Source organism: Nocardioides caricicola, assembly GCF_039541135.1.
In the GTDB taxonomy this organism is placed as follows: Bacteria; Actinomycetota; Actinomycetes; order Propionibacteriales; family Nocardioidaceae; genus Nocardioides; species Nocardioides caricicola.
Map to the genome: position 1 here is coordinate 854,219 of NZ_BAABFQ010000003.1, position 16,321 is coordinate 870,539.

At 72.2% G+C, this 16,321-nt stretch carries 16 protein-coding genes; 3 read left to right on the plus strand and 13 right to left on the minus strand.

The genetic code is table 11. The features are described 5' to 3' along the window. Positions 1-21: 21 nt before the first annotated feature. Together ABD875_RS05910 and rpsP are read right to left on the minus strand one after the other, a co-directional pair. Complete coding sequence (locus tag ABD875_RS05910) at positions 22-264, minus strand: RNA-binding protein (RefSeq protein WP_243057271.1); 243 nt, start codon at positions 262-264, stop codon at positions 22-24. Positions 265-269: 5 nt separating this feature from the next. Beyond that, positions 270-824: a 30S ribosomal protein S16 gene (rpsP, locus tag ABD875_RS05915; RefSeq protein ID WP_345172182.1), complete on the minus strand. Its 555-nt coding sequence runs from the start codon at positions 822-824 to the stop codon at positions 270-272. Positions 825-1,008: 184 nt separating this feature from the next. Here rpsP and ABD875_RS05920 point away from each other — a divergent pair, with 184 nt between their 5' ends. Both ABD875_RS05920 and ABD875_RS05925 read left to right on the plus strand, forming a co-directional pair. Beyond that, the gene (locus ABD875_RS05920; protein WP_345172184.1) at positions 1,009-1,611 is read left to right on the plus strand and encodes a hypothetical protein; all 603 of its coding nucleotides are present in this window, start codon (positions 1,009-1,011) and stop codon (positions 1,609-1,611) included. Positions 1,612-1,673: 62 nt separating this feature from the next. Then, positions 1,674-2,570 (plus strand): response regulator transcription factor, encoded by an 897-nt coding sequence (locus ABD875_RS05925; RefSeq protein WP_345172186.1) that lies wholly within the window; start codon positions 1,674-1,676, stop codon positions 2,568-2,570. Here ABD875_RS05925 and ABD875_RS05930 read toward each other — a convergent pair whose 3' ends face one another. Continuing rightward, entirely contained in the window at positions 2,571-3,644 is a 1,074-nt protein-coding gene (locus ABD875_RS05930; RefSeq protein WP_345172188.1) for an amidohydrolase family protein, read from the minus strand. It abuts the gene before it with no gap. A gap of 11 nt (positions 3,645-3,655) precedes the next feature. Then, entirely contained in the window at positions 3,656-5,605 is a 1,950-nt protein-coding gene (locus ABD875_RS05935) for a glycoside hydrolase family 3 protein (protein ID WP_345172190.1), read from the minus strand. A gap of 133 nt (positions 5,606-5,738) precedes the next feature. Here ABD875_RS05935 and ABD875_RS05940 point away from each other — a divergent pair, with 133 nt between their 5' ends. Beyond that, positions 5,739-6,893, plus strand: a complete 1,155-nt coding sequence (locus ABD875_RS05940; RefSeq protein WP_345172192.1) for an ROK family transcriptional regulator — start codon at positions 5,739-5,741, stop codon at positions 6,891-6,893. Here the strand turns inward: ABD875_RS05940 and ABD875_RS05945 are convergent, their stop codons facing one another. From ABD875_RS05945 to ABD875_RS05985, 9 genes are all read right to left on the minus strand, one after another. Continuing rightward, positions 6,894-8,120 carry an MFS transporter gene (locus tag ABD875_RS05945; RefSeq protein WP_345172194.1) on the minus strand — a complete coding sequence of 409 codons (1,227 nt, stop codon included), beginning with the start codon at positions 8,118-8,120 and terminating at the stop codon, positions 6,894-6,896. It lies immediately after the preceding gene. 193 nt (positions 8,121-8,313) lie between these two features. Continuing rightward, entirely contained in the window at positions 8,314-8,676 is a 363-nt protein-coding gene (locus tag ABD875_RS05950; protein ID WP_345172196.1) for an NYN domain-containing protein, read from the minus strand. Between the two features lie 105 nt (positions 8,677-8,781). After that, entirely contained in the window at positions 8,782-10,356 is a 1,575-nt protein-coding gene (ffh, locus tag ABD875_RS05955; protein ID WP_345172198.1) for a signal recognition particle protein, read from the minus strand. A gap of 61 nt (positions 10,357-10,417) precedes the next feature. Continuing rightward, a complete protein-coding gene (locus ABD875_RS05960) occupies positions 10,418-12,643 on the minus strand; it encodes a [protein-PII] uridylyltransferase (RefSeq protein WP_345172200.1) in 2,226 nt (741 codons plus the stop codon). Between the two features lie 78 nt (positions 12,644-12,721). Next, on the minus strand, positions 12,722-13,060 hold the full coding sequence (locus ABD875_RS05965) for a P-II family nitrogen regulator (RefSeq protein ID WP_345172202.1): 339 nt from the start codon (positions 13,058-13,060) through the stop codon (positions 12,722-12,724). Next, complete coding sequence (locus ABD875_RS05970) at positions 13,057-14,373, minus strand: ammonium transporter (RefSeq protein WP_345172204.1); 1,317 nt, start codon at positions 14,371-14,373, stop codon at positions 13,057-13,059. The genes ABD875_RS05965 and ABD875_RS05970 overlap by 4 nt, the downstream gene beginning before the upstream one ends. Before the next feature lie 187 nt (positions 14,374-14,560). Continuing rightward, complete coding sequence (locus ABD875_RS05975) at positions 14,561-14,935, minus strand: nuclear transport factor 2 family protein (protein WP_345172206.1); 375 nt, start codon at positions 14,933-14,935, stop codon at positions 14,561-14,563. A 15-nt stretch (positions 14,936-14,950) separates the two neighbouring features. After that, positions 14,951-16,075, minus strand: a complete 1,125-nt coding sequence (gene ftsY / locus ABD875_RS05980; RefSeq protein ID WP_345172208.1) for a signal recognition particle-docking protein FtsY — start codon at positions 16,073-16,075, stop codon at positions 14,951-14,953. Between the two features lie 25 nt (positions 16,076-16,100). Next, positions 16,101-16,289 (minus strand): hypothetical protein, encoded by a 189-nt coding sequence (locus ABD875_RS05985; RefSeq protein ID WP_345172209.1) that lies wholly within the window; start codon positions 16,287-16,289, stop codon positions 16,101-16,103. Between the last annotated feature and the right edge of the window lie 32 nt (positions 16,290-16,321).

The window sequence follows — 16,321 nt, forward strand, 5'->3', positions numbered from 1 at the left end:
CCCATTCAAGCGGTTGCTGGCTCAGTTCCGCCGGTCGACGTCGACGAAGTCGATCCGCGCACCACCGCGCCCCGCGAGCGCGGAGATCACGGTGCGGAACGCAGTCGCCGTACGACCGTTGCGGCCGATGACCTTGCCGAGGTCGTCGGGGTGCACCCGGACCTCGAGGATCGAGCCGCGGCGCAGCTGCTTGTCGCGCACCCGGACGTCGTCCGGGTGGTCGACGACGCCACGCACGAGGTGCTCGAGCGCGTCGGCGAGCATCTCGCTCAGGCCTCGGTCTTCTCGGCGTCGGCGGCAGCCTCGGCCTCAGCCGGAGCCTCCTCGGCGGCGGGCGCCTCGGCGGGGGTCTCCTCGGCCTTGGTCTCCTCGGCGGGGGTCTCCTCGGCCTTGGTCTCCTCGGCCGGGGTCTCCTCGGCCTTGGGCTCCTCGGTCTTCTTCTTCGCGGACTTCTTGGTCACCGCGTCGCCCTTGGGCTCGCTCGCGGCCTCCTTGAGGGCCTCGTTGAAGATCTCGAGCTTGTCGCGCTTGGGCTCCTTCACCTTGAGGGTGCCCTCCTGGCCCGACGTGCCCTTGAACTTCTGCAGGTCGCCGGTGATCTTCAGGAGCTTGGCGACGGCCTCGGTCGGCTGCGCGCCGACACCCAGCCAGTACTGCGCCCGCTCGGAGACGACGTCGATGTACGACGGGTCCTCCTTGGGGTGGTACTTGCCGATCTCCTCGATGACCCGACCATCGCGCTTCTTGCGCGAGTCGACGACGACGATGCGGTACTGCGGGACCCGGACCTTGCCCAGGCGCTTCAAACGGATCTTGACGGCCACGTTTGTGGTGTCTCCTCAGGAATATGTGGATGGTGAGGATCCCGCCGCCAGGTGGGGAAAGCACCGGCTCGGCATCCTCGATGGGCTCTGCGGCGTCCGAGATAGAGGGTCGCGGGCGCGCAGGACTCAGCGGCCAAGTCTGCCAGACGTCGTCCGCACGAGGAAAATCGGGCAGAGTCGCGCCATGACCCAGGCGCCGCCGCCGTACGGCACACCGTCAGGCTACCCGCCCGGCCACGGTCCCCTGCCGCCGCCGAAGAAGCGCCCGAGCGGGTGGTGGTTCGTGCTCGGGGGCGCCCTGGTCGTCGCCGCCGTGGCGGTCGGCGTCGCGATGTTCGTCTGGGTCCTCTCCTCGTTCCTGGAGACCGACGCGAAGGTGCCGGCCGACGGACAACCGCACGTCGTGACGGTCGAGACGGACGGGGACCGCACCCTGTGGCTGCAGGACGGCACCGGGCAGTCGTGCGACGTCGTGGACACCAGGACCGGCGAAGCGGTCGCCCAGGACCCCCTGATCGGCTCTTACCAGCGGTCCGACTCCGACGGCGAGTGGCACGCGACGGGCAGCTTCGACCCCGGGTCGGGCACGCTCGAGGTCACCTGCACCGGAGGCGGGACCGCGCTCGTGGCGCCCGCCCCGCAGATCGGCAGCTTCGCCATCGGCATCCTGCTGACCATCCTGGTGCCGCTCGGGCTCGGCCTCGCCGGCCTCGTCGTCCTGCTCGTCACCGGCATCCTCTGGGCGGTGCGCCCGGCACGTTCGCCCGCCGCGACGACGCCGCGGTGAGGTACGCCCCGACACGCGCGAAGACCTGACAGGACCCCTCGGGTCCTGTGATACTTCGCCGCGTGTCTGAAGCCTCGGTGAGCGCCAAGCCTGTCGCCCTCGTCATCGACGACGACCAGGACACCGTGGACCTGCTGGAGATCGTGCTGACCCAGGCCGGCTTCGCGGTGATCTCGGCCTCCAACGGTCCTGACGGCATCGCGCTGGCCATCCAGCACCGCCCAGCGTTGGCGACCATCGACGTGACCATGCCCGACATGAACGGGCTCGAGGTCACCCGCCGGATCCGCGAGGCCACCGGCCCGACGATGTACGTCGTCATCATCAGCAGCCGTTCGCAGGAGCACGACATCCTCGCCGGCTTCGACGCCGGCGCCGACGACTACGTCCCGAAGCCGATCCGCCCCCGCGAGCTCCAGGCCCGCCTCGCCGCCGTGGCCCGCCGCCCGGTCGCCTCGATCGGCGCCGCCACCGGCGTCGCCTGGGCGCCCGCGGCCGAGGACGCCGCGCGGTCGGCGTACCTGCGCCAGGTCGTCGCCGGTGAGTCCGTCGGCTTCGAGGAGATCGTCGAGGAGGAGGACGGCAAGGAGGGCCGCGACGGCATGCTCGAGCTGGGCATGCGCTTCGTCGGCAGCTGGATCGAGTTCGCCGGCCTGCGCATCAACCCCGCCCGCGACCTGCTGGTCATCGACGACCGGATCGTCGACGTGGACCCCGACACGATCAAGCTCATCGAGACGATGCTGTACGCCGGCACGCTCACGCTGACCTCGCGCCAGCTGGCGCTGCGCTTCCGCGGCGAGAACGAGGAGAAGCCGACCACGGCGCCCGACCAGGACCGCAAGTGGTTCGACGCGACGATGCCGAAGCTCCTCAAGACCGTCGGCGACAGCACGGTCTCGCCGCGCTGGTTCGCGGTCAGCGAGGGCCGGCTCAAGCTGGTCCGCCAGGACGGCTGACTAGGCGACGACCCGCCCGCGCAGCACCACGCACGCCGGGCGCAGCAGCACGGACAGGTCCTCGAGCGGGTTCGCGTCGTAGACGACGAAGTCCGCGGGTGCGCCCTCGTCGAGGGTCGCGTTCCAGCCCAGCCAGTCGCGCGCCCGCCACGACGCCGCCCCGAGCGCGTACTCCGCCGGGAGCCCGAGCGCGACCATCGCGATCACCTCGCCGGCCAGGTTGCCGTGCCGGCTGATCCCGCCACCGTCGGAGCCGGCGTACAGCGCGACCCCGGCGTCGTACGCCGCCATGATCGTGTCGCGGCGGCGGACGTAGAGGTCGGTCATCGTCGACGTGTAGTCCGGGAACTTCTCGCGCCCGGCGGCCGCGTAGCCCGGGAACTTGTCGAGCTGCATCACCGTCGGCACGAGCGCGACGTCGCGCGCCGCCATCGCCTCGATCTGGTCGACGTGCAGGCCGGTGCCGTGCTCGATGCAGTCGATCCCCGCCTCGATCAGGCCGCTCAGCACCTCGTGCCCGAAGCAGTGGGCGGTGACCTTCGCGCCGTTCTCGTGGGCGACCCGGATCGCCTCGGCGAACGCCTCGGGCGGGAACGACGGCCGCAGGTCGCCGTCCTCCCGGGAGATCCAGTCGCCCACCAGCTTCACCCAGCCGTCGCCGCGCTGCGCCTCCTGGGCGACGTACGTCGCCAGCTCGGCCGGCTCGACCTCGTGGGCGTAGTTGCGGATGTAGCGCTTGGTGCGCGCGATGTGCCGGCCGGCGCGGATCAGGCGGGGCAGGTCCTCGCGGTCGTGGACCCACGCGGTGTCGGCGGCCGAGCCGCAGTCGCGGATCAGCAGCGCGCCCGCGTCGCGGTCGGCGACGGCCTGCTCCTCGGTGGCCTGGTCGGAGATCGCGCCGTCGTCGTCGAGCCCGAGGTGGCAGTGCGCGTCGACCAGCCCGGGGACGATCCAGCCGTCCACCGCGCGCTCGGCGCCGGCGACGGGCTCGTGGGTCACGAGCCCGTCGACGACGTACAGGGTGCGCGGCTCGCCATCGGGCAGGACCGGGCCGGAGAAGGACAGCGCGGGCATGCCCCCGGACGCTACCGGGTGCGCAGCCCGAAGCCGTACGGGTACAGCGGGTCGTAGTCGGCGTCACCGACGTTGATCGGCTCCTGGTCGACGGTCCGCGGCCAGGTCACCGGCAGCTTCCCGGTGAACGGACGCCGCCCGTAGAGCACGTCGGCCACACCGGCACCCTCGCTGCCGGGCAGCCACGACGCCACCAGCGCGTCGGTCTGCCGCAGCAGCGCCGGCGGGATCACCATCGGCCGGCCGGACACGACGAGCACCGTGCACGAGACCGTGCGGGCGCAGACCTTCTCGACCGCCTTGGTGTCCGCGTCGGAGAGCTCCATCGTCTGCTCGGGGCGCGGGACGCCGTTGTCGCCGGGGTCGTAGGCCCACTGCGGCCCGCCGACGTCGCCGAAGCCCTCGGCGTACGGCGTCTCGCCGACGACCACCACCCCGACGGACTTCCGCGGCACCTGCTTGGTCGCCTTCTCGCTGAAGACGACGTCGCCGTTCGCGGCCTTCTCGATCCCGTCGAGGATCGTGGTCCCCGGGATGACGTTGGTCGAGCCGCCCTGCCAGGTGAGCGTCCAGCCACCGGCCTGGTTGCCGATGTTGTCGGCGTTGCTGCCCGCGACGTACACGTCCTGCTTCGCCTTCAGCGGCAGCGTGCCCTGCTTGTTGCGCAGCAGCACCTGGCTCTGCGCGGCGGCCCGGCGCGCCACCTGGTGGTGGGCCTTGCTGCCGACCTTGCCGAGGTGGGTGCGGTCGGTCATCGGGTTCTCGAAGAGGCCGAGCTCGAACTTCGCGGTGAGGATGCGCGAGACGGCGTCGTCGATGCGCGCCATCGAGACGTCGCCGTCCTCCACGAGCTGGGTCAGGGTCGGGATGAACTCGTCCCAGCCGGTCGGGTTGTTCGGCGCCTGGATCGGCTCCATGAACATGTCGACGCCGGCGTTCACCGACGCCTCGACCTTCTCGGCGTACGTGCCCGGGATCTGCCGGATCGCGCGCCAGTCGGAGATCACGAAGCCCTCGAACTCCTGCTCACCCTTGAGCCAGCCGGTGATCAGCTCCTCGCTGGCGTGCATCTTCACGGGGTTGCCCAGCCCGTCCTCGGTCCAGTCCACGCTCGAGAACGACGGCATGATCGACCCGACGTGGTGCTCCTTCACCGCCGGGACGTACGGCGAGAGCGCGAGCTTCTCGAACTCCTCGCGGCTGACCTGGCTGATGCCCTGGTCGACCGTGTAGTCGCCCTCGCCGGTGTCCCACGCCGTGAGGCCGTCACCGGCGAAGTGCTTGGCGCTGGCCAGGACCCGGTCTGGCCGGTCGAGCTGGCCCGGCTTGCCCTGCAGGCCGTCGATCGCGGTCTCCATCGAGATCACCAGCCGCGGCGTCTCGCCGAAGCTCTCGTAGGTGCGCCCCCACCGGTCGTCGCGGGCCACGCACACGCACGGCGCGAACGCCCACTGCGGCCCGGTCGCCCGGGTCTCCATCGCGGTGATGTGCGCGATCTCCTCCACCAGCGCCGGGTCGCGGGTCGCGCCGAGGCCGATGTTGTGCGGGAAGACGGTCGCACCCAGCAGGTTGGAGTGCCCGTGCACCGAGTCGACGCCGTAGAGCAGCGGGATGCCGAGCGGCGTGGCGAGCGCGGCCTCCTGATAGCGGTCGACCATGTCGGCCCACCCCTCCGGCGTGTTGTCGGCCGGCACCGAGCCGCCGCCGGACAGCACGCTGCCGAGCCGGTTCTCCGTGATGAGCGAGGGGTCGGCGTCGATGTCGACGCGCTCCGCCTGGGTCATCTGGCCGATCTTCTCGGCCAGCGTCATCCGGCCGAGCAGGTCGGCGACGCGGACGTCGGTGGGTTGGGTGGGGTCCTGGTACGGCAGTGGCTCGTCGCCCGCGGCCGGTGACGTCGGCTGGAGCAGGGTGACGGCGAGAGCGCTACCCGCGAGGGTGGCGAGGACAGCACGGATCATGGGTTTCTCCTTGCCCGATCAAGAAGTGATGGCCGTCACGCTAGGAACCGGGTTCGTCCGGGTCAATGCGTAATGAAGCCGGATCGGCCAGTTATTAGTGCGCTTCCCGGACGAACCGACGTACCGTCGCGACATGGCCTCGCTCGAACGGCTTCGCGAGAACAACCGTCGCGCCATCACCACGCTGCTCGCCAGCGAGGGGCCGATGAGCCGCGCCGACCTGGCGCGCGCCACCGGCCTGTCCCGGACCACGGTCTCGAGCCTGGTCAGCGAGCTGATCGCCCACGACCACGTCGTCGAGACCGCGGACCGCGGCCGACCACACAAGGGCGGGAGCGGGCGGCCGCCCCTGCTTGTCACGCTGAGCACGCCCGGGGGCGGCGTCGCCGGGGTGGACATCGGGCACCGGCACGTGCGGGTCGCGGTCGCCGACCGGAGCGGGGCCGTCCTGGCCGAGGACACCGCGGCCGTCGACGTCGACGAGGACGGCGGCGCGGCCCTGGACCGCGCCGCCCGGATGGTGCGTCAGTCGCTCCGCGTGGCCGGGCTGGCTCGCGCGAACCTGCACGCGGTCGGCATGTGCGTGCCGGCCCCGCTGGACCGCCGGTCGGCGAGCATCCGCACCGGGATCCTGCCGGGCTGGCGGCAGCTGTCTCCCGCCGAGGAGCTGCACCGCCGGCTGGACGTCCCGGTGTTCGCCGACAACGACGCCAACCTCGGCGCCCTCGCCGAGCTCACACGCGGGGTCGCCCGCGGCGTCGCCGACGTCGTGTACGTCAAGGTCGCGAGCGGGCTCGGCGCCGGGATCGTGCTGGGCGGCCGGCTGCACCGCGGGGCGACCGGCATCGCCGGCGAGCTCGGCCACGTCCAGATCGGCGAGGACGGCCAGGTCTGCCGGTGCGGGAACCGCGGCTGCCTGGAGACGCTCGTCGCGGCGCCCCGGCTGGTGGAGCTGCTGCAGCCGGCGTACGACGAGGAGCTGTCGGTCGAGCGGATCCTCGAGCTGGACGGGGACGACGACGCCGGGGTGCGCCGGGTGCTCAGCGACGCCGGCCGGGTGATCGGACGCGCGCTCGCCGACCTGTGCAACAGCCTGAACCCCGAGCTGGTCGTCGTCGGAGGCTCACTCGGCAGGTCCGCGTCACTCGGTGACGGGATCCGGTCCTCGGTCGGTCGCTACGCCCAGCCGGACACGGCGGCTGCGCTGCGGGTCGTCTCCGGGGAGCTCGGCGACCGGGCCGAGGTGGTCGGTGCCGTCTCGCTGGCAATCGCCCGGATCTCGGCCTGACTACGCCGCGGCGACCAGCTCCGGCGCGGGCTTGGCGGCGGCGAGGGCGTTGCGCAGCAGTCGCTGCGAGCACGCGACCAGGGTCACCGCGACCGCCATCGCCGACACCGTGACCGCGAACGCCGCGGTGTAGCCGTGCGCATCAGCGAGCCGGCCGGCGACGCCGGAGCCGAGCGCGTAGCCGAGACCGGTGGCGCTGGCGAGCACCGTCATCGTGGTCGCCACCCGGCTCGGGTGCACGACCCGCTCCCCCAGCGTGAAGTTGCCGATCATGAACGGCGCCACCGCGAAGCCGAGGATGCCGACCACCAGGACCAGCGCCGGCAGCCCGTCGACCAGCAGCAGCGGCATGGAGAACACCAGGAGCGCGGCCGCAGCGACGAGGATCCGGCGCTCGGGCCCGATCCGGTCGGGGATGAACGCGGTCGCGATGCCGGCGAGCGCGCTGCCGACGCCGAGGGTGGCGTGGACCAGGCCGGCGAGGCCCGGCTGGCCGACCTCGGTGGCCAGCACGGTGGTGCCGGTCTGGGTGGCGCCGAACAGCACACCGATCAGCAGCTGAGCGGTGATCAGCACGACCAGGGCGGCGGAGAACAGCCGACCGGTCGGGAGCTGCGGGCCCTCGCCGCGCGTGGTCCGGGCGGTGGGGTGCAGCGCGAACGCCGTACCGAAGATCGCGAGCATGGCCGCGGCGAGCAGCAGCGCGCCGCTCGGGGAGAACGCGACGACGCCGAGACCGACCAACGCCGGGCCGATGGCGAACGACGCCTCGTCGGCTGCGCCCTCGTAGGAGAACGCGACGTCCACGAGACGCCGGTGGCCGCCCGTGATCGGGCGCCAGCGTGCCCGGGCGAGCGGCCCGACCTGCGGCATCGTGAGGCCTGCGAGGGCTGCGACCGCCACGACGGCGGCGTCGCTCGCGTCGCCGTGGACCAGCGCGACCAGCAGCGTCAGCGCGGCGGCGCCGGCGAGCGACTGGACGAGCACGACCTGGCGCTGGCCGATCCGGTCGGCCAGGGAGCCCGCGAACGGTGCGCCGACCGCGTTCGCGACGGCCAGGGCGCCGGCGGCCAGCCCGCCGAGGCCGTAGCTGCCGGTGGCGCCGGAGACGAGGAGGAGGGTGCCGAGCTGGGCCATGGCCAGCGGGAGCCGAGCGACGAACGCGACGGCGACGTACGCCGGTCCGGCGAGCTCGAAGAGTCGGCGGTAGGAGGCGAGGGGTGACACGGGGCGGGCCTTTCGGGTGCGTCGATACGACGCGCCGAACCCACCTCCAAGACGCGTGAAACCCTGAACCTGTTGAGCTGTCATCCATCGTAGCGGTGCTCGGCTGGCGCCGAGAATCGTCGAGAGACGCGAATCGGCCCTCAAAGCCTGTCGGACGGGGCCGTTTTGCGTCTCTCGACGGGAAGACAGCAGCTCAGAGCTGGTCCAGCAGCCAGGACGGGCTGAGCGCCTGGGCGCCCACTCCCCCGACCCGGGCCTGGAGCATCCGGTCGGCGGTGACCACGACCGTGCGGCCCTTCGCGGCGGCGGCACGCGCCTGCTCGACGATGGTCTCGTCACCGGCGCCCTTGGCGTGCACGGTGCGGACGTGGCCGTCGCGGCCGGCCTTGGTGCCGCCCTTGGCCGCGCCCTCGAGCACGACCACGACCTCGTCGTACGGCAGGTCCGCGACGAGCAGCTGCTCGTGCAGTCGGCGCGCGGCGCCGGCGCGGTCCTTCCACCAGCCGTCCGGCCGGCTGCCGACGACGTTCGCGGCGTCGACGATGAGCGTGGTCACGTGAGGCCGGACCTCTCGGGCAAACCCTGACCTTCTGGGCCGAAGTTTCTGGGCAGAACGTCAGGTTTCCCCGGCCCACCGGGAAACCTGCAGGGGCTGCCGTGCTCACTTGAGGAACTTGGAGAAGTCCTTGGGCAGGTCGAGCGCGGCGGCGGCCTTCTCGTAGTCGACCGGCTCGGCGCCGTTCGGGTTGCCGAACGGGTTGCTGCCGGCGGCGGCCGCCTTCTCCTTCTGGGCCGCGGCCTGCTGGGCGGCCTTGGCCGGGTTGCCGGAGACGCGCTTGCCCTTGCCCTTCTTCGGCGCCTGCTTGGCCTTCGCGCGCTTGCCGCCCATGCCCGGCATCCCGGGCATGCCCGGCATGCCGGGGAGCCCGCCGCCCTTGGCGAAGGTCTGCATCATCTTGCGGGCCTCGAAGAACCGGTCGACGAGCTGGTTGACGTCGGAGACCTGGCGGCCCGAGCCGCGCGCGATGCGGGCGCGGCGGGAGCCGTCGATGATCTTCGGGTTGGCCCGCTCGGCCGGTGTCATCGACTGGATGATCGCCTGGATCCGGTCGATCTCGCGCTCGTCGAAGTTCTCGAGCTGGTCGCGGAACTGCCCCATCCCGGGGAGCATCCCCATGATCTTCGACATCGAGCCGAGCTTGCGGACCTGCTGCATCTGCTCGAGGAAGTCGTCGAGGGTGAACTCCCCGCCCTCACCGGTGAGCTTCGCCGCCGCCTTCGCCGCCTGCTCGGCGTCGAAGGTCTTCTCGGCCTGCTCGATCAGGGTCATCACGTCACCCATGTCGAGGATGCGCGAGGCCATGCGGTCGGGGTGGAACAGGTCGAAGTCGGTCATCTTCTCGCCGTTGGAGGCGAACATGACCGGCTTGCCGGTGATCGAGGCGATCGAGAGCGCGGCACCACCGCGGGCGTCACCGTCGAGCTTGGTGAGTACGACGCCGTCGTACCCGACCCCGTCGAGGAACGCCTGGGCGGTGACGACGGCGTCCTGGCCGATCATCGCGTCGACGACGAACAGCACCTCGTCGGGCTGCACGGCGTCGCGGATGTCCGCGGCCTGCTGCATCATCTCGGCGTCCACGCCGAGGCGGCCGGCGGTGTCGACGATGACGGTGTCGTGGAGGGTGCGCTTGGCCTCCTCGATGGCGGCCCGCGAGACCGCGACCGGGTCCCCGACGCCGTTGCCCGGCTCGGGCGCGAAGACCGTGACGCCGACGCGCTCGCCGTTGACCTGGAGCTGGTTGACGGCGTTGGGGCGCTGGAGGTCCGCGGCGACGAGCATCGGCGAGCGGCCCTGCTCCTTGAGCCACAGCGCGAGCTTGGCGGCCAGCGTCGTCTTGCCGGCGCCCTGGAGGCCGGCGAGCATGATGACGGTCGGGCCGCTCTTGGCGTAGCGCAGCCGGCGGGTCTCGCCGCCGAGGATGTTGACGAGCTCCTCGTTGACGATCTTCACGACCTGCTGGGCCGGGTTCAGCGCCTGGCTGACCTCCTCGCCGCGCGCCCGCTCCTTGACCGCGGCGACGAACTCCTTGACCACGGGGAGGGCGACGTCGGCCTCCAGCAGCGCGATCCGGATCTCACGCGCGGTGGCGTCGATGTCGGCCTCGGAGAGCCGACCCTTGCCCCGGAGGTTCTTGAAGGTGTCGGCGAGCCGGTCGGAGAGTGTGGCGAACAAGTCGTGGTCCTGTTGCAGCAGAGGTCAGAGACGGGGCAATCCTAGTCGCCCGGGCCCGCGCTCAGGATTCGGCGGTGCTCGTCAGGGCGTCCCGCACGGCGTGCGCGGCCTCCGCCGCGCGCCGGTCCGACAGCACGCCCGCGGACGCCTCCTGCAGGTAGAACACGTCGACCGCCTGCGGCCCGAGCGTGTCCACGTGCGCGGAGCGCACCGCGACGTCGAGGCCGGCCAGCGCCGCGCAGACCTGGTACAGCACCCCCGGCCGGTCCGCGGCCCGGACCTCGAGCACCGTGGCGTGGTCGCTGGCCTCGGGCCGCACCACCACGCTGGGATCCAGCGCGGATGACGGGACGGTGAGCCGGCGCGCGACGTCGACGCGCCTGTCGACGACCGCTTCGAACCGCTGCCGCAGCACCGCCGGGTCGAGGTCGGGCTCGCCGACCTCCCACACGGACACGCCGTACTGCTCCTGCGCCCAGGCGCGTGCCGCCCGGACGGGGACCCGCTGCATGGCGAACATCGCGGCGACGTCGGCGAGCAGGCCGACGCGGTCCGGCGCGATCACCGTGACCCGAGTGCCGTCCCCGGCACCCTCGGTCTCGATCGAGACGTTCCCGCGACGGCGCACCTCGCGCGGGACGGAGACCTCGTCGGTGACGATCGGCGGGAGGGTGGTGCCCGAGTCCAGCGAGGTGCGCGTACGTCGGGCCAGGTCGCGGATCAGGCCCGCCCGCCACGACGACCAGGCCTTCGGCGCGGTCGCCTTGGCGTCGGCCTCGGTGAGCGCGAGCAGCAGCGAGAGCGCCTCGGCGTCGCCGACCCGGGAGGCGACCTGCTCGACGGTCGCCGGGTCGTCCGGGTCGCGGGTGGTCGCGGTCTCGGCCAGCAGCAGGTGCCAGCGGACCAACCGCGCGATCAGCTCCACCGCGTCCGGGGTGAAGCCCATCCGCGCGGCGATCTCGCGGGCGATCGGCTCGCCCGCCACGCTGTGCGAGGTCAGGCCGCCCTTGCCGATGTCGTGCAGCAGGGCCGCGACCATCAGCACGTCCGGGCGGGCCACGTCGCGGATCAGCGCGGACGCCTCCACGCAGGTCTCGACGACGTGCCGGTCGACGGTGAACCGGTGGATCGCGGACGCGTGCGGCAGCAGCCGCACCCGCTCCCACTCGGGCAGGAAGCTGTCGAGGGCACCGGTCTCCTCGAGCGTCTCCCAGACACCGAGCAGCCCGCGTCCCGACGCGAGCAGCCGCACGAGCAGCTGCCGCGCCTCGTCGGGCCACGGGACCGGCAGCGGGGCGCACTCGCGGACCAGCCGGGCCGCGGTCGCGGGCGCGAGCACGACGTCGCGCTCGGCTGCCATCGCGGCAGCGCGCAGCAGCAGCGCGGGGTCGTCGCCCGGGCGCGCCTTCGCGTCCAGGACGACCTCGCCGCTGGCCAGCGCCACGCCCGGCGCGAGCGGCGTGAGCCCGGGCTTGCGGGCCGACTCGTACGCCGCGGGCCGGGCCAGCGCGGCATCGACCCGGCGCCAGGTCAGGTGCGACAGGTGCGCCATCCGGCGGCCGAGCTCCCGGACCTGCACCTGGGCGGCCCGGGCGTCGCCGGCCCCGAGCCGCTCGGCCAGCGCCTCCCACATCTCCGGCGCGATCCGGTCGGTCGCGCGCCCGGCGCAGTCCTGCACCTGGTCGCGCAGGTCGAGCAGGGCCACGCGGGTGCGCTCCAGCTCGACGTGGGGCACGTCCACGAGCCAGGTGGCGACCAGCGCCTTGAGCACGGTCGCGTCCCGCAGACCGCCTTCGGCCTCCTTGAGGTCGGGCACCGAGAGGTGCGCGAGCTCGCCGACCAGCTCGTGCCGGTTGCGCACGAGGTCGTGCAGCGCGGGCAGCCGGTCGCGGGCGCTGCGCCGCCACTGCCCGAGCATCGTCGTCCGCAGCTGCAGGGTCAGCGCCGGGTCGCCGGCGAGGTGCCGGACGTCGAGCAGTCCGAGCGCGACCTTCAGGTCCGCCTCGGCGGCCGCGATCATCTCCGGGAGCGTGCGCACCGAGTGGTCGAGCTTCGCCCCGGAGTCCCAGAGCGGGTACCAGACCTGCCCGGCCACCTCCCGGACGTCGACCCCCTCGGCCGACACCAGCACGACGTCGAGGTCGGAGTACGGCGCGAGCTCCGCGCGGCCGTAGCCACCGACCGCGACGAGGGCCGCACCGGAGTCCGGTCCCCCGCTCTGCTCGTAGGCCTTGGCGCACAGCGCGTCGGCGTCGGCGGCGCGCTGCGCCCGGTCCGCGGCGGTCATGACGAGATTCTCCCGGAAACGCCGGGGCCCGGCTCCTGCGTGAGGAGCCGGGCCACGGTGTGCGTCACAGAGACGACCTCACAGGGCCGCTTCGTCCTTGTCGCCGGTCCGCACCCGGACCACGGTGTCGATCGGGCTGACCCAGACCTTGCCGTCGCCGATCCGGCCGGTGCCCGCGGTCTTCACCACGATGCCGACGATGTCGTCGGCGTCGTCGTCGCTGACCACGATCTCGATCCGGATCTTCGGGACCAGGGCGATGTCGTACTCCGCGCCCCGGTAGACCTCGGTGTGGCCCTTCTGGCGGCCGTAGCCGCTGACCTCGCTGACCGTCATCCCGGTCACGCCGAAGGTCTCGAGGGCCTCGCGGACGTCCTCCCACTTGTGCGGCTTGATGACCGCGGTCACGAGCTTCATGCGTTGGCTCCTTCCGAAGCAGGGGCGGTGGTGGAGGCAGCCAGCACGCCGGACTTGCCACCGCCGCCGAGGCTGCTGGTGTGCAGGTCGTACGCCGTCTCACCGTGGGCGGCCAGGTCGATGCCCTCGACCTCGGCGTCCTCGGAGATCCGGAGACCGACGGTGTACTTCACGGCCACGGCGATCACGGTGGTCACGATGCCAGAGAACAGGACCGCCACCACGACGCCGAGAGCCTGGTCGCCGAGCGACGAGAAGCCGCCGCCGTACAGGAGACCGTCGACGCCGCCGGCGCCGGCCGAGGTGGAGAAGACACCGATCAGGATGGTGCCGACGACGCCGCCGACGAGGTGGACGCCCACGACGTCGAGCGAGTCGTCGTACCCGAGCTTGAACTTCAGGCCGACGGCCCAGGCGCAGACCGCACCGGCGATGGCGCCGATCGCGACCGCACCCTCGATGTCGACCGCACCGGCGGCCGGGGTGATCGCGACGAGACCCGCGACGATGCCCGAGGCCGCGCCGAGCGAGGTCGCCTTCTTGTGCAGCAGCCGCTCGATGACCAGCCAGCCGAGGATCGCGGCCATCGTGGCGAGGGTGGTGTTGGCGAAGGTGCGACCGGTCTCCGACATGAAGCGCGCGGTGAAGGCGTCGCCCTCCTCGCCGGCGAAGACGATCGAGCCGACGTTGAAGCCGTACCAGCCGAGCCACAGCATGCCCGCGCCGAGCATGGTGAGGGTCAGGTTGTGCGGACGCATCTTGTCCTTCGGCCAGCCGAGGCGCTTGCCGAGCAGCAGGACGAGCACCAGGGCCGCGACACCGGCGTTGATGTGGACGGCGGTACCGCCCGCGTAGTCCTGGGCGCCGATGCGGCCGCAGATCAGCGAGTCCTCGGTGCAGCTGAAGACCATGTGGGCCATCGGGAAGTAGCAGAGCAGCGCCCACAGCGGGACGAACACGACCCAGGCCGCGAACTTCATCCGGTCGGCGACCGCGCCGCTGATCAGGGCGACGGTGATGATCGCGAACGTCATCTGGAACATCACGTAGATGTAGTTGTCGGTCGTGACGCCGTCGAGCCAGAACAGCTCGAACGGGTTGGCGAAGAAGGTGCCCTCGCCGCCGAAGCCCATCGACCAGCCGACCGCGACGTACAGGATGCCGACGATCGCTGCCGCGATGAACGACATCATGATCATGTTGAGCACGGACTTCGACCGAGACATGCCGCCGTAGAACAGCGCGAGCGCCGGCACGGTCATCATCAGGACCAACGCCGTCGCGATCAGCATGAAGGCGTAGTAGCCGTCCACAGAACCTCCAGGGGTGCAGATCAAGGAGGGCAGGTCGCGGCGACCGCTCTGTCGCACCCGGGGTCCGCCCCATTGGGGAAGACCTTCGGCCGTGGAGGTTTCAAGCCCGGTGGCCACATGTTGCGGTCGTGCAACGAGTTCCCGGCCCGTGTTACTTCGGTGTTACACCGAACTCAAGGACGCACGGCTACGGCCGGCGCGGACCGGCGTGCCCGGCCAGGCAGGCCCAGGCCCCCGCGACGCGGACCCAGACCTGGGTCACCGGCATCCGGAAGGTCTCGGCGGAGCCCTCGGACGACGCCACCTCGTCGGTCACCTCGGCCCGCAGGACGGCGGTGTCCCCCACGACCGCCACCTCGACGGCGTCCAGCCGCTGGGCGAGCCAGACAGTGTGGCCCTCGGTGTTCCGGCGGACGTACTCCGTGCGGTCGAGGACCTCGCCGACGTGGCTCGTCCAGGTGAACCGCTCGTGGAGGAGCTGCCGGAGCCGGGCGGCGTCGCCGGCCGCAAGCGCTCGCGCGCGCTCCTCCGCCGCCGCGATCACCTCCTCCGCGGCCGTCATGCGCGCCGGCCGGCCCTACCCGAGCAGCGCGTCGACGAACGCGCCGGCGTCGAACGGTGCCAGGTCGTCGGCGCCCTCGCCGAGGCCGACCAGCTTGACCGGGACGCCGAGCTCACGCTGCACCTGGACGACGATGCCGCCCTTGGCGGAGCCGTCCAGCTTGGTGAGCACGATGCCGGTGACGTCGACGACCTCGCTGAACACGCGGGCCTGGATGAGGCCGTTCTGGCCGGTGGTGGCGTCGAGGACGAGCAGCACCTCGGTGACCGGCGCCTGCTTCTCGATCACCCGCTTGACCTTGCCGAGCTCGTCCATGAGGCCGGCCTTGTTCTGCAGCCGGCCAGCGGTGTCCACGATGACGGTGTCGGCGCCGGTGTCGACGCCCTCCTTGACCGCCTCGAACGCGACGCTTGCCGGGTCGGTCCCCTCGGGTCCGCGCACGACGTCGACGCCGACCCGCTCGCCCCAGGTCGCCAGCTGCTCGACGGCCGCCGCACGGAACGTGTCGGCCGCGCCGAGGACGACCTTGCGGTCGTCGGCGACGAGGATCCGGGAGATCTTGCCGACGGTGGTGGTCTTGCCGGCGCCGTTCACGCCGACCACGAGCACGACGCCGGGCCGGCCGTCGGCGCCGCTGACCCGCAGCGCGCGGTCCATGTCCGGGCCGACCAGGTTCAGCAGCTCCTCGCGCAGCACCCCGCGGGCGTCCTCGGGCGCACCCTCGACCCGGAGCCGGGTGCGCAGCTTCTCGACGAGCTCCTGCGTCGGCGCCACGCCGACGTCCGCGGTGAGCAGGGTGTCCTCGATCGACTCCCAGGTGTCCTCGTCCAACCGGTCGCGCGAGAGCAGCGCGAGCAGGCCACGGCCCAGGCCGCCCTGCGACCCGGCCAGCCGCTGGCGCAGCCGCACCAGGCGGGACTCGCGGCCCTCGGGCCGCTCGAGCGTCGGCGCGGTGGGCGCCTCGGCCACCGGGGCCTCGGCCTCCGGCGCCTCGACGGGTGGGGTGGTGTCGACCGGCGGCGCCTCGACGACCGGCGGGGTCGACTTGCCCCGGGAGGAGATCACCAGCCCCACGCCGATGCCGATGACGGCGACCGCGAGGAGCGCGATGATCAGGATGAGCAGAAGCGAGGACTCCATGCCCTCAATCCAACCAGAGGAAGCGTCAGTGCTTGCGCTCGGAGTCGTGGTACTCCGGCTCGATCACCGGTGCCGCGTCGGCGGCCCGCTCCATCGCCTCACCGATCCACGGTGCGACCGGCATCTCCTCGCCGCGATGCGGATAGGCGACGTACGCCGTGACCGCGCCGGCGAGCAGCAGGATCAGGACCATCACGATGACGACTGCGAGCACGAACTACCTCCCGAGAGATGCGGACACCCGGA